Origin of the sequence: Bradyrhizobium sp. WBAH42 (assembly GCF_024585265.1) — a bacterium.
In the GTDB taxonomy this organism is placed as follows: Bacteria; Pseudomonadota; Alphaproteobacteria; order Rhizobiales; family Xanthobacteraceae; genus Bradyrhizobium.
In genome coordinates this window covers 5,102,154-5,116,638 of record NZ_CP036533.1, presented here as the reverse complement: position 1 = coordinate 5,116,638, position 14,485 = coordinate 5,102,154, and the positions used below count along the sequence as shown (strand labels likewise).

The following is a 14,485-nucleotide window of genomic DNA, read 5'->3' as shown; positions in this document are numbered from 1 at the left end:
TTGAAAGCACACGCATGGATTCTTCGCACCCCCAAGAGCAGCACGCCGAAACCCGGCTGGTCACCTCCGGCCGCGACACCAAGGCGCAGAAGGGGTTCGTCAATCCGCCGGTCTTCCACGGCTCGACCGTGCTCTATCCGACCGCCGAGGACCTGCACGCCCATCGCGGCGAGTTCACCTATGGCCGTCACGGTTCCCCGACCACCAAGGCGTTCCAGGAGACTCTGATGGCGCTGGAGGGTCCGCAATGCGCCGGCGTCGGCATCGTGCCGTCGGGGCTGTCGGCGATCTCCACCACCCTGCTCTCGGTGCTGAAGGCCGGCGACCACATCCTGGTGGTCGACAACGTCTATCGGCCCACGCGCAATTTCTGCAACGGCATGCTGACCCGCTACGGCGTCGAGACCACCTATTTCGATCCGCTGATCGGCGCCGGCATCGACAAGCTGTTCAAGCCCAACACCCGGGCCGTTCTGGTGGAGGCGCCGGGCTCGCAGTCGTTCGAGATGCCCGACATCCGCGTCATCGCCGACGTCGCGCATGGGCGCGGCGCGCTCGTCATCGACGACAACACCTGGGCGACGCCGCTCTATCACCGCTCGCTGGAACAGGGCGTCGACATCAGCATGCAGGCCGCCACCAAATATATCGGCGGCCATTCCGACATCATGTTCGGCACCATCTCGGCCAACGCCAAGGCCTGGCCGATGATCGCCGAAGGCATCCGCCTGCTCGGCGTCTGCGCCGGCCCCGACGACGTCTTCCTGGCGCTGCGCGGCCTGCGCACCCTGTCGGTGCGGCTCGCGCAACATCATCGCTCCGGGCTCGAGATGGCGCGCTGGCTGGCGACGAGGCCTGAGGTCGCGCGCGTGCTGCATCCCGGGCTTGAGACCGATCCCGGTCATGCGATCTGGAAGCGCGACTTCAGCGGCGCCTCGGGCCTGTTCAGCATCGTGCTGAAGCCGGCGCCGCAGAAGGCGGTCGACACCATGCTCAACACGCTCAAGCTGTTCGGCATGGGCTTCTCCTGGGGCGGATTCGAAAGCCTCGCGATTCCCTTTGATTGCGACGCCTATCGGACCGCGACCAAATGGGCGCCCGGCGGCCCGACGCTGCGTCTCCACATCGGGCTCGAGAGCACCGACGATCTCAAGGCCGATCTCGATCGCGGCTTCGCTGCCCTCAAAGCGGCAATGTGAGCCTGCGCGCAAGGCATCGCGCCTGCGGACGCGCCAATGCGCGCCGCGGGAACGTGCAGCCACGGCAAACGTTAACGCCGATGCGCCAACAAATGGTTTGATCCTCAAGCATTTGGCGCTAGCCTCACCAATCGACCTCCAATCCGGACACGGAGCATGGGAACGTTGGTTCTGCTCGATCTCATGGGCGGCGTTGCGCTGTTGCTGTGGGGCCTGCACATGGTCCACAGCGGGATCTTGCGCGCCTTCGGCCCCGACCTCAGGCGCCTGCTCGGTAAGGCGCTGAGCAACCGCGCCAGCGCCTTCGCGGCCGGGCTCTCGCTCACGGCGCTGCTCCAGAGCAGCACGGCGACGGCGCTGATCACCTCGTCGTTCGCGGCCGAGGGCCTCGTCAGTCTCGCCGCAGCGCTTGCCATCATGCTGGGAGCCAATGTCGGCACGACGCTGATCGTGCAGGTGCTGTCATTCAACATCGCAGCCGTCGCGCCGGTGCTGTTCGTGCTCGGCCTCGTCGCCTTCCGCTCGGGACCGCGCTCCCGGATCAAGGACATTGGCCGCGTCTGCATCGGCCTCGGCCTGATGCTGCTGTCGCTGCACATCCTGCTCGACACGATGGCGCCGGCGGAGAACGCACCCGGCATGCGCCTCGTGATGTCGGCCGTCACCGGCGATCCCGTTCTCTGCATCGTCATCGCCGCGCTCGTCACCTGGGCGGTACATTCGAGCGTCGCCAGCGTGCTTCTGATCATGTCGCTGGCCTATTCGCAGTTCATCACGCCGGAAGCGGCGCTGGCGCTGGTGCTGGGTGCCAATCTCGGCAGCGCCATCAATCCGGTGTTCGAAGGCGCTAGGCGCGACGATCCCGCGAGCTATCGCCTGCCGGTCGGCAATCTCGTCAACCGCGTGATCGGGATCGCGCTCGTGCTGCCCTTCCTCGGCGTCATCGCCGGGCACATGCATGCCTGGCAGCCGGATCTCGCGAAGATGACGGCGGCCTTCCACATCGCCTTCAACGTCGGCACGGCCGTCCTCTTCATCGGCCTGCTCGACACCTTGTCGCGCCTGCTCACGTGGCTGCTGCCCGATCGGGTGCAGGAGGCCGACCCGGCTCGGCCGCGCTATCTCGACGAGACCGCGCTGGAGACGCCCTCGCTTGCGCTCGCCGACGCCGCCCGCGAAACCTTGCGCATGGGCGACTTCGTCGAGGTGATGCTGCGCAAGGTGATGGCCGCGATGATGACCGGCGACCGTGCGCTGGTCGACCAGGTCTCCAAGATGGACAATCTCGTCGACGGTCTGGACGAGGCCATCAAGCTCTACGTGACGAAATTGATGCGCGGCAGCCTCGACGAGAGCGAAGGGCGGCGCGCGATGGAGATCATCTCCTTCGCCATCAACCTCGAGCATATCGGCGACATCATCGACAAGAGCCTGAGCGAGCTCGCCACCAAGAAGATCAAGCGCCGCTTCCAGTTCTCGGCCGAGGGGGCCGAGGAGCTCGCCGCCTTCCACAAGCGCACGATGGATTCGCTGCGCATCGCCTTCGGCGTCTTCATGTCGGGCGACGCCAACGAGGCGCGCAAGCTGCTGGTTGAAAAGACCATGCTGAAGAACGCCGAGCTTGCCGCCGTCGAGCGTCATCTCGACCGCCTGCGCGAGGGCCGCTCCGAGACCATCGAAACGACCTCGCTGCATCTCGACGTGCTGCGCGACCTCAGGCGCATCCATTCGCATATCTGCTCGGTCGCGTATCCCGTGCTCGATGCCGCCGGCGAGCCCTACCGCAGAACCGAGACGGAGACGGCCACCCTGCCCGCCTCAGGCGCGGCGTCGGCGCTGCCGCGATAAACACGTCGTATCAGCGGTCCAGCGTCTTCGAGGCGGTGCCGCGGTTCTTCCAGATCAGCATGATGTTGCGGATATAGATGATCGTCGCCAGCGACTGTCCGAGGATGATCACGGGCTCGCGCTTCACGACGCCATAGACCAGCGTCATCAGCCCGCCGCCCATCGAGCAGAACCAGAACGCCATCGGCACCACGCTGTTGCCGGCGCGCTCGCTCGCGATCCACTGCACCAGGAAGCGCGCGGTGAAGAACAATTGCGCGACGAGGCCGAACGCCAGCCAGAAATCGAACTTGGCGACGAAGACGTCATAGAGATAATTGCTCAGCGCCTGACCGTATTGAATGATCATGCGTTCACCTCGGTCACTTCTGGCGTCGGCTTCTTGCGGCGGATCAGCCACCACACGCCTGCGAGATCCATGATGCCGATCCACAGCCGATCGAAGAAGCCATAGTTGGACACGCCGGAATGGCGCGGCCGGTCGATCACGTCGACATAGGCGATGTCGTAGCCTTCGCGGCGGACCAACGCGGGGAGGAAGCGATGCAGCCCGTCGAAATAGGGCAGCATCAGGAAGACGTCGCGGCGAAACGCCTTCAGCCCGCAGCCGGTGTCGCGCGTGCCGTCCTTCAGGATGGCATTGCGAACCCCATTGGCCACGCGCGACTGGAATTTCTTGAAACCGGTGTCCTTGCGCCCGACGCGCTGGCCGGCAGCGAGCCCGACGCGCCCTGCTCCCTTCTCGACCGCCGCGATCAGGTCGGGCAGGAAGGCCGGATTGTTCTGGCCGTCGCCGTCGAGCGTCGCCACGATCTCTCCGCGCGCCGCGCGCACGCCGCTGCGCACGGCCGCGGACTGGCCGCCCGATCTTGCATGGCGAAGCTGACGCAGATTGCTCCGTTGTTTCATGATGGCGGCAAGCCGCTCGCCGGTGGCGTCGGCGGAGCCATCGTTGACGTAGATGATCTCATAGGGCCAGCGGCCATCGAGCGCCGCGCCGATCTCCGCGATCAGTGGCGCGATGTTGTCGGCTTCGTTGCGCACGGGAACGACGATGGAAACCGATGGCTGGGACGTCGACAAATCGAGGCTCGTGGTTGGAATTGACCTGCCCAAGGGAACCGGCGGTCCCGGCAGGCAGCCGCTTTTATGGGGCGGATGCCCGGTGGGCAACCCTTTTGAGGCGGTCGGAAAACGTCCCTGAAAGCGGCACGATGGTGCCGTCGGCACGGATGGCAAATCCGAGCTTTCGGGCCGCGAACCAGTAGCGGACGGCCATGGCGCCGACCGTTCCGACCAGAGCGCCGGCCACGACGTCGCTCGGGTGATGGGCCAGCAGCACGAGGCGCGTCAGCAGGATCACGATTGCGTAAGTGAACATGAAGACGCGCAGGCGCGGCCACAATGCGGACACGGCAAACGCCAGGGCGAACGCAGCCACGGCATGGCCCGACGGCAGGCTGGCATAAGCTCCCGTCCCCTCGAACGGAACGAAGTTGAACGGATTGGCCGTGCCCCCGACGAAGGGGCGTCCGCGGCCGATGAGATATTTCAGGATCTCGGCGACGAAGGCAGACACGGCAACCGACAGAAACATGAATTGCAGCCGCGTGCCGAAGCCCAGCAGCAGCGCGCGGCGGCTCCCGCGCAGCCCGGCCGCGACGAGCGCCAGCACCACCAGCGCAGCCCCCATCACCGAGAGGATATACTCGTCCTTGCCGAAATCGGTCAGGATCCGGATCGGCCACAGGCTCGGCGTGCCGCGCGGCGGCATCAGCAGGATCTCGGTCTGATCGAACGCGACCATCAGCACGATGACCAGGGCTGCACCCGCCATGGCAAGCCATAGTGAATGCCGCGCCAGCTTCCGGGCGGCCTCGGCGCGGCACGAATGCGAGGGCGACCGCACGAGCTGCGCCAGCGCGCGCCAGGACACGGCGAGCAATTGCGCGGGGTAGCCCGCATGCGGCGCAATATCGGTCGGCGCCTGCATCCTATTCGGTACCTTCCGAGCGGAAGATCGAGATCGAGATGGCTCGTCCTTGCGAGAAATTATAACCGTCGATGCGCGCGCCGACCTTGTAGCGCAGCCCGATCGCCTCGGCGCGCTGCACGAAGCTGCGCTCCGAGCGCTGCTCGATCAGCGCGAAGCGGCAGCTGCCCTGCCGCAGGAAGTCCGCCGCGCCGGAGCCGTCGGTGAGCAAGGTCCGGGTGCCCGCCAGGAAGACGAGGCTCGGCTCGTGATAACCGGCCGCAGCCGCCTTCGGTCCGACGCAGGTGACGTTGCGAAGCGCGCGCGCGATCTCGATGCTGGGAAATAGCGGCGTCAGCGACGGCAGGACGATGCCGTAAATTGTCACGGCGAGCATCAGGGCTGCGACCAGCGCGTTGAGCAGTGAGCGCTCGGCGCGGTTGGTATCGAACAGCCACCAGGCGAACAGGCCGAAGATCAGCGCGGCCGCGATGAACGGCCAGGCCACGAAGGCGGGCTGCCGCGTCAGCATCACCGCGCCGACCACCGCAATGATCGAGGCGGCGGCGGGGATCGCGAACCACCAGGCCGAGCCGCGCATCAGCCAGGAGCGCGACAGCACGCGCCGCTCCACCGCGCCGGCGGTGAGGATCGCGATCGCTGGATACAGCGGCAGCACGTAATGCGGCAGCTTGGTCAGCACGGCCTCGAACACGATCCAGGACGGGATCAGCCAGGCCAGCAGGAACTGCGCGCCGGGCTCGCGCCGGGCCCGCCAGACCGCAGGCGCCGCCATCGCCGCCAGCGGCGCGCCCGGCCAGAACGTGATCCAGAACAGCGCCAGGTACAGTCCGGGCGGCGCGCCGTGGGATTCCTGGGCCCCGATCTTGCTCAGCATGTCACCGCCGACGGAGTCAGCGAAGAAGGTTTCGCCCGCGCGCCAGAAGATCGCGACGAACCACGGCAGCACCAGCACCAGCATCCACATCAGGCCCCAGACCGGCCGCAGCTTCCACAGCCAGGAGGCGTCGCGGTCCTGGATCGCGAGCGCGACGATGGTCAGGCCTGCAAACATCAGGATCAGCGGGCCCTTGATCAGGATGCCCACTGCGAGCGCGGTCCAGAAAATCGCGGGCCAGCTCCACGGCGGATGCGTCTCGTCCTCGGCGCGCTGCCAGGACAAATAGGCCCGCGCCATCGCGCCCATCGCGGAGACGACGCAAAGCAGCAGCATCGCATCGGTCTTCGCCAGGCGCGCTTCGACACCGAGCAGCACGGAGGCGCACATCATCAGCGCCGCCAGCACCGCGGCGCGCCGCGTGACGAAGCCGAGCGCGGCCCAATAGGTCATGAGCACGGCGCCGATCGCGCCCATCAGCGACGGCAGCCGATAGACCCAGATGCGCAATTCGGCCTTCGGCAGCTTGAGCATCGCGGCGGCTTCGACGGTCGCCGATTGCAACCAGTAGATGCCGACCGGCTTCTTGTAGCGGACGTCCTCCTGAAAGCGGATATCGACATAGTCGCCGCTCTCGACCATCTGCTTGGTGGCCTGGGCAAACCGTGCCTCATCGCGATCGATCGGCGGAATGGTGAAGAAGCCCGGCAGGAACAGCAGCAGCGCGCACAGCACCAGGAAGCCGACCGCGCGCGCGTGGCTGGCGGTGACGATGTCGAGCATGCGCACGAGCCCGCTGCCCGGATTTGCGGGCGATTTCGACTCGCGGGGGGCTCCAAAACGGGGGCTTGGGTAGGTCTCGGCCATTGGTTCCGCTTACGCTGAAACCGCCATGGCCACAACCGCTTAAGGCAGGGTCATTGAATTCGAATGACGACTGTGTCCGCGGCGCCCGTGGCGTCGATCACGGTGAGCCGTGCAAAGCCCGGGCCGGGCGGATCGATCAGCCGTTGCCGGCGGCCGTCGATCTCGCCGAGCGCGGTGCCGTTAACCATGACCGTCATGGGCAGCACGCCGCCGGCGACCTTGACCGGCATGGCTGCGCTCTCCCGGCCACCTGATCGATCGACGTCGATCCGCGAGCCGTTCAGGGGAAACTGGATGTGCAGCGCCTGCTCGCCCCCGCTTCGCACCAGTTCCCCGACCGGCCGGAACCGCTTCAAGGGCAGCGGCAGCTTCGCGTTGCTTGCGACCAGGGTTCCCTTGGGGGGCTTCGGCAAGGGGGTCAGCGTCTTGCCGCTGCGGGCGAAGGCGTCGAACAGGATGGGCGCAGCCGCGACGCGTCCGATCAGGCCGGGAACCGGCGCCCCATCCGGACGGCCGACCCAGACGCCGATAGTCATGCGGCCGTCGAAGCCGACCGACCAGGCATCGCGATAGCCATAGGAGGTGCCGGTCTTGAAGGCGATGCGGTTGTGGGCGGCGTTCTCCGGCGGGGGCGTGCCGAGCAGGACGTTGCCGACCTGCCAGGCTGCGACCTGATCCAGCAGCCGGAGCGGTTCGCGATCGTCCTTGGCCGTCACGATCTCGCGGAGCGGCTTGGTGGTTCCGAGCCGGGCGAAGCCGGCATAGAGCTGGGCGAGGTCCTGGAGCGTCACGCCGACGCCGCCGAGGCCCATGGCAAGGCCGGGCGCTTCGTCCTTGGGCAGGATGAGGTTGCCGCCGGCCTGCCGCAGCCGCGAGGCGAGCCGGCTCGAGCCGACGCGGTCGAGCAGCACGATGGCCGGCACGTTCAACGACAATTGCAGCGCCTTCCTCACCGGCACCGTGCCCTGGAAGGTCATGTCGAAATTTTCCGGCGCATAGGAGCCGAAGCGGACCGGCCGGTCGTCGATCAGGCTGTCGGGATGGACGAAGCCGTCCTCGAAGGCGAGTCCGTAGATGAAAGGCTTCAGCGTCGAGCCGGGCGAGCGGACGGCGCGGGTCATGTCGACCTGCCCTGCCCGGCTCTCGTCGAAATAATCGGCCGAGCCGACGCGCGCGAGCACGTCGCCGCTCTCATTGTCGATCACGATGATGGCAACCGAGATGTTCGGACCCAGCGCGATGGCGCGGTCGCGCGCCAGCGGCTCCAGCATCTTCTGCAGGTTCGCATCGAGCGTCAGCTTGATGATCGGCGTGTCCTTGACCGTCGACATCGCAGAGTCGGAGGCATGCGGCGCCAGGATCGGCATCGGCTTGCGCAGGTTCGGCACCGCCACAGCCTTGGCCTGCGCCGCGTCGTCGGCACTAACCACGTGCTCCTCGACCATGCGGTCGAGCACGCGGTCGCGCGCCTTTCGCGCCGCCTCAGGATAGCGGTCCAGCCGGCGCGTCTCCGGCGACTGCGGCAGCGCGACCAGCAGCGCGGCCTCCGCCAGCGACAGCCGCTTCGGCTCCTTGCCGAGATAGGCGATCGACGCCGCGCGGATTCCTTCGAGATTGCCGCCATAGGGCGCGAGCGCCAGATAGAGATCGAGGATCTCTTCCTTGCTCATGCTGCGCTCGATCTCGATCGCACGCACGATCTGCCGCAGCTTTGCATAGAGCGAACGCTGCCGCCGCGGCTCGATCAGGCGGGCGAGCTGCATCGTGATGGTCGAGCCGCCCGAGACGATGTGGCCGCGCGTTCCCAGCTGCAACGCGGCGCGCCCCAGCGCCAGCGGATCGATGCCGTCATGGCCGTAGAAGCGCTGGTCCTCATAGGCGAACAGCAGTTTCAGGTAGGTCGGATCGACGTTGGTCCTGGCATCGACTGGCAACCGCCAGCGCCCATCCGCCATGGCATAGGCGCGCAGCAGCTTGCCGTTGCGATCGACGATGGTGGTGGAGACCTGGCGGGCTTCGTCGAGCGGGAGCGGGCCGAGGGAATAGACCCAGGCAACGAAGCCGATGACGGTGAGGATGAAAGAGAACGCGGCTGTCGAGAGAAAGCGGAAGGCAATCCGCCCTTTCCGCGCGTCATGGCCGGGCTTGTCCCGGCCATCCACGTTCTGAGCCGCGGCGCCAAAGTCCGTGGATGCCCGGGCCAAGCCCGGGCATGACGACGGTGTTTGTGGCCCCTTCGGAGCGTCAGTCATTCCAAGCACTCACTTCGCCGCCCGCACCTCGACGGTCCCCGTGCTGGTCCGGCCATAGCGCGAGGGATTGTACATGTCCTCGACATAGGCCTGCGGCAACACGTATTTGCCGGGCGAGACCGCGCGGACGACATAGGCGACGGTGAAGACGGACTTGGAATCCGAGGCCCGGTCGACGGCCGCGGTGAAGCGGTCGTCGCGGAACTCGGTGTCTTCAGGCTCCTCGCCGTCCTCGATCCAGTCCAGCGTCCCGCTGTCGCCCGACGAGACCAGCTTCGGATTGTCGATCTCCAGGCCCGCCGGCAGATAGTCGGACACCATGATGTGGCCGTACTCGGGTTTGGCCTCGGTGATCTTCAGCACCACCGCAAAGCGCTGGTTCTGCTTGACCTTGCTGATGTCCGCGGGCTTGCCGTCGAGCGTGTAGTAGCTGCGCTCGATCTTGAAGCCGTTGGACGCCGCCGGCTCCGGTGTCACCGGCGAGCCCGATACCGAGACGACCGCCTGCACCGGCGCATCGCCGGTGTTGGTGATCTTCAGCGGCTTGCCGCCCAGCGTGTCGGCCTTGTAGCTGCGATACAGGGCGGTCTTGACCGGCTGGCCGTCGACCTCGATCGAGAGGTTCTCCTTGGCGAGCGCCCGTGCCGCCAGCACCAGCCACGCATTCTCCTGCGTCGAGGTGTAGGGCGTCAGTCCGCGGGCGCTCTCGACCCGCGACACCGCCTGCGTCAACGTCGCCCTCGGCGCGTTGCCTTCGCTGGCGAGCGACACCAATGCTGCGGCATCGCGCAGCTGCGAGCCGTAGTCGGTGCGGCCGAATTCCAGCGCGGGTTTGGGCGCAAGGCTGTCCAGCGCCGCGCCATAGACCCGCTCGGCGCGGTTGCGGTCGCCGACGAGAGCGAGCGCCGCCGCAAGCTGCGACTTCGCGATCGGGGTTGCGAGGTTGTTCAGCTTGGTATCGGCGAGGTAGCGGAGATCGCCGATCGGAGCTGCGCCGTTACGGGCGAGCACGTAGAGGCCGTAGGCGAGATCGCGGCCGCCGTCCTTCTCCGGCTCGTTGGCATTGACGACGGAGTTGCGGATGCGGTCCAGCGCGTTCTTGAACAGGACATCAGGCACCACAAACCCCTTCTCGCGGGCGCGGGTGAGGAAGTCCGTCACATAGGCATCGAGCCAGGCATCGTCGCCGCCCGCCGACCACAGGCCGAACGAGCCGTTCGAGCCCTGGCGCGCCAACAGCCGCTCGATGGCGTCGCGGATGCGCTGGTCGACCTCGGTATCCATGGCGAGATGCGCGCCGGCCGCGAGCTCGTTGACATAGAGCAGCGGCATGGCCCGGCTCGTGATCTGCTCCGAGCAGCCATAGGGATAGCGGTCGAGCGCTTTCAGGATCGTTGCCGCGTCGAGCGCGGTCGACAGGCTGGCCGAGACCGAGACACTGCCGGTGCCCGGCACGAGATCGGAGAACATGTCCGAGGTCAGGGTCAGGCTCTCGCCCTTCGCCAGCGTCCGGATCGAACGCCGCGCCAGCACCTGCGTCGCCGCCTTGACGTCGAACGCATAGTGACGCGCCAGCGAAAGGCCGCTCGGCCCCTTGATGTCGACGTCGAGCGTCGCCTGCCCCGCCGCGGTCGCATCGAGCGCGAGCGAGAACGAATTGCGCTGCTTGGCGGCGAGCTTCACCGTGGTTGCGGGATTGCCGGTCATCTTCACCGGACCGCCCGCCTTCACATTGATGACGTAGTCGCCGGCCTGGCCCTCGACGTTGTCGATTTCCAGGTTGACCGTGCCGTGGTCGCCGTTGAGCAGGAAGCGCGGCAGCGTCGTGGTCAGCACGACGGGATCGCGGATCACGACGTCGGTGTTGGCGCGGCCGAGCTTGGTCGCGGTCCACGCCACCGCCATCACGCGCGCGGTGCCGGCGAACTCCGGAATGTCGAAGCTCACGTCCGCGGTGCCGTCGGCAGCGACCGTGACGATGCCGGAATAGAGCGCGAGCGGCTTCTGCGTGGGCGGCGAGCCCTGGAGCTCACCCGCACCGGCATCGCCGCCGGACTTGATCTGGCCGCGCGTGCCGGACATCCCATCGATCAGCTGCCCGTACAGATCGCGGATCTCGGCGCTGAGGCGGCGCTGGCCGAGATAGTAATCGTCCGGCGCGGGCGGCTTGTAATTGGTGAGGTTGAGGATGCCGACATCGACGGCGGCGATGACGACCTTGGCGTCCTCGCCCGGATTGAGGCCGTCGAGCTTGACCGGGGTCTTCAGCGTGGAGTTCGGCCGGATCAGCGAGGGCGGCGACAGCTTCACCTGCAAGGTGCGGGTCTGCTTGTCGATGCCGAACCATTTCAGCCCGATCGCCCGGCCCGGCATGCGCTGGGCAGCCGCATCGAGCGGACGGCGCAGCGTCGCCACCACATAAGCACCGGTGCCCCAGTCCTTGCCGATTGGGAGCTTCACCTGCGCGGTGCCTTCCTTGACGTCGATGGTCTGCGTCGTCAGCAGGCGGTCGCCGAGCACGTTGACGGTGAGCTTGCCGGCGCTGCGGACGTTGACCGAGACCGTCATGGTGTCGCCGGAGGAATATTGCGGCTTGTCGATCGAGGTCTCCAGCAGGTCCGGCGTGTCGGCGCTGCCGTCGGAGTACCAGCCGACGTCGAACTGCACCGATGTCATCGGGCCGTCAGCGTCGTTCGACTTGACGTCGAGCCGGTAGCGGCCGGGCTGCGGCGTGAGCGAGATCCGCGCCGGCTTGTCGGCCGCGATGGTGACGTCGCCGTCGGCGACGCGCGAGGTCGACTTGACCGGCTCGTACTCCCAATAATTGTTCTGGCGGTACCACTGGTAGCGCGACTCCATCTTCAGGAGCTCGTAGCGCAGGCCGTCGCGACGCAGCTTCTCGCCCTCCGGCGAGACGAACACGACGTCGAACTCGGCCTTGTCGCCCTCGGCGACGTTCTTGTCGCCGAACAGCGGCTTGATGCCGATCTGCGCCGTCGCGGGCGCGACCGGCAGCACGATCTTGCGCTCGACGGCGCGGCCGCCGGTCTCGACCATGCGGACGAAGATCTGCGCCTCCTGCGGACGCGTCGAGGCCGGCTGCTTGTCCAGCGTCACCGGGAAGGTGGCAACACCATTGGCGTCGGCTTCGGGCAGGCTCTCCAGCGGCGTGCGCTCGTTCGAGGTGGTTTCCTCGTCGTCGACGCCGAACTTGTAGCCGGCAAAGCCGGGCCGCTCGGCCGCGGGCGCGATCAGCATGTCGCCTTCGAGCTGAAGGCCTGAGGCCGGTGCGCCATAGAGGAAATGACCATCGGCCTTAAGCTCCACTGGAGCGTTAGCTTTGATCAGCTTGTCCTTGGCGGACAAGTCGAATTCGATCCGATCGGGCACGTAATCCTCGACCATGAAGGTGGTTTCGCCGACCGAAGCCCCCTTCGGATCGGTGAAGGCGCGCACCCGCCACGTTCCGGTGGGAACAGCCGAATTGAGCGGCACGGACAGCGTGCGGCCGCCGGCGCCCTGATCCGCCAGCACGGCGCGACGATATTCGACGCCGTCGGGGCGCTCGACCACCAGCGTCATCGGCCCGCCGGTGACGGCATTGCCCTGCCCGTCGCGGAGCAGCGCGGTGAGGAAGACGGTCTCGCTGGAGCGGTAGACGCCGCGCTCGGCATAGACAAAGGCATCGGCGCCGGCGGGCACCGCGCGCCCCGAGACGCCGCGGTCGGAGAGGTCGAAGGCCGACGTTTTCAGGCTCAGGAAGGCATAGTCGGCCTTCTCGCCGGTGACAGTGAGCATCGCCGGCGACAATCCGCCCTCGCCGCGCGCAAGGCCGGCCTCGAACAGCACGTGACCGGTCTCGTCGGTCTTGCGCGTCGCCAGGATCTCGTTGTTGCGGGCGACCAGCCGCACCTCGGCCTTGCCGACCGGATCGGTCGACGCCAGCGAATTGACGAAGACATGGATGCCGTCATTGCCGGAGTAAGCGGAGATGCCGAGGTCGGAGACGATGAACCATTGCGTGGCGAGCTGGTAGTCGTCGTCCGAGCCTGGGCCCTTGGCCGCTGCCGTCATGACGTAGACACCGGGCTGTAGTTCGCCGAGCGCCTGATCGACCGGGAATGCCGTGGTGACGTCCTGATTCAGCGTCATCGCGGTCGCAAGCTCACCCGACCAGACCTTGACGCCGCGCTCGTCGCCGAGATCTGAGAGCTGATACTTGGACAGCGTCTTCTGGAAATCGCTGTCGACCACCGTGTTGATCAGGTTGCGGTCACCGATCCTGTAAACGTTGATGTTGACCGCGGGCGTGTTGACGCTGACGACGGGAATGCCGCGCTGGCCGGTCCGCGGCAGCACATAGGCCCGGCTGGTGAAGCGCACGAAGGGCTTGCGGTCGCGCACATAGATGTTGAACTCGGCCGATTTCGGCAGCCCCTCCTTCACCGTAGACGGCAGGCCGGCGCGTAGATTGATGTTGTAGCGCTCGCCGTGCTTGAGCCCGTCGACGCAGAGCTGCTTGGCTTCGGCCGACAGCGCTGGCTTGTCCTGGCCCGCCAGCGCCAGGAAGGGCGCGAAATCGGTGCGCTTGGCCAATTCCTCGGAGAATTGGAAGCAGGCGCGCGGGCTCGCCGAATCCGAGTCGACGGTGTAGTCGAGCAGGCGGAAGCCGTGCTCGTCCCGCATCCTCTCATATTGGCCGCGGACGTCGGCGACCTCGCGCATGTCGAGCGACAGCCGCAGCGCATCCAGCCCCGGCCGCCACAGCTTGCGTTCAGCCAGCGCCTTGCCGAGCACGGCGAGCGCGTCGGCCTCCTCGCCCGAATTGCCGGCGCGCTGATAGGCGATATAGGCCGCGGTCGAGGCGCGCTCCAGCAGGAAGGTCTGCTCGCTCGAGCTCTTCGGCGAGATCTGGAACACGACCTTGGCGAGCCGCAGCCAGTTGCCGGCATCCTCGGGCGTGGTCGCGGCGATCTGGCCGAGCACCGAAAGGCCGGTGCGGTAATCATTGCGCCGGAAGGCAGCGTCGGCGTCCGTCTTCAGCGTCGCGTTGGTCTTGGCGACCGGCCCCGCCTCGCTCTTGATCTGGGCCTCGAGCTTGATCGCGGAATCGGCGAGGTCGTCGCGCTTGAACGCCTTGTCGGCGGCCTGTGCAGCGACAAGGCCGAGCGCCAGCGCGGCGCAGATCGTGACGGCGCGAACAAGACCGATCATGGAGGACTCCCGGAAAGCGCGGACGAACGCCGCGGCGGCAAATGAAATGCGCGGAAAGGTGACCGACTCAAGGCGATGGAACCGTAAGGTGCAAATCGTCGCATTCGCCATGACAAGGCAAGCCCAGGGAGACCAGCCGAGATACTGCCGCGCACGCCGTCCTGATGGTGCAACATGACCTGACCAGTCGACCGGCGGCCGTGTCCCGGAAGCTGTTCAGCGTTCCCGGCGATGT

General features: G+C 66.9%; 8 protein-coding genes. 2 read left to right on the top strand and 6 right to left on the bottom strand.

The genetic code is table 11. From position 1 onward, the window contains the following. Positions 1-14: 14 nt before the first annotated feature. The gene (metC, locus tag DCG74_RS23950; protein ID WP_172789106.1) at positions 15-1,199 is read left to right on the top strand and encodes a cystathionine beta-lyase; all 1,185 of its coding nucleotides are present in this window, start codon (positions 15-17) and stop codon (positions 1,197-1,199) included. Between the two features lie 156 nt (positions 1,200-1,355). Beyond that, the gene (locus DCG74_RS23945) at positions 1,356-3,047 is read left to right on the top strand and encodes a Na/Pi cotransporter family protein (protein WP_172789107.1); all 1,692 of its coding nucleotides are present in this window, start codon (positions 1,356-1,358) and stop codon (positions 3,045-3,047) included. A gap of 10 nt (positions 3,048-3,057) precedes the next feature. Here DCG74_RS23945 and DCG74_RS23940 read toward each other — a convergent pair whose 3' ends face one another. The 6 genes from DCG74_RS23940 to DCG74_RS23915 form a co-directional block, all read right to left on the bottom strand. Beyond that, the gene (locus DCG74_RS23940) at positions 3,058-3,396 is read right to left on the bottom strand and encodes a lipid-A-disaccharide synthase N-terminal domain-containing protein (RefSeq protein WP_025036223.1); all 339 of its coding nucleotides are present in this window, start codon (positions 3,394-3,396) and stop codon (positions 3,058-3,060) included. After that, positions 3,393-4,130: a glycosyltransferase family 2 protein gene (locus DCG74_RS23935; RefSeq protein ID WP_172789108.1), complete on the bottom strand. Its 738-nt coding sequence runs from the start codon at positions 4,128-4,130 to the stop codon at positions 3,393-3,395. Before DCG74_RS23935 ends, DCG74_RS23940 begins: the two co-directional genes overlap by 4 nt. Positions 4,131-4,194: 64 nt before the next feature. Next, entirely contained in the window at positions 4,195-5,040 is an 846-nt protein-coding gene (locus DCG74_RS23930) for a phosphatase PAP2 family protein (protein WP_172789109.1), read from the bottom strand. A gap of 1 nt (position 5,041) precedes the next feature. After that, entirely contained in the window at positions 5,042-6,784 is a 1,743-nt protein-coding gene (locus DCG74_RS23925; protein ID WP_172789110.1) for a glycosyltransferase family 39 protein, read from the bottom strand. 50 nt (positions 6,785-6,834) lie between these two features. Next, entirely contained in the window at positions 6,835-8,946 is a 2,112-nt protein-coding gene (gene pbpC, locus DCG74_RS23920) for a penicillin-binding protein 1C (RefSeq protein WP_172789111.1), read from the bottom strand. A gap of 99 nt (positions 8,947-9,045) precedes the next feature. Continuing rightward, on the bottom strand, positions 9,046-14,250 hold the full coding sequence (locus tag DCG74_RS23915) for an alpha-2-macroglobulin (protein WP_172789112.1): 5,205 nt from the start codon (positions 14,248-14,250) through the stop codon (positions 9,046-9,048). Positions 14,251-14,485: the final 235 nt, after the last annotated feature.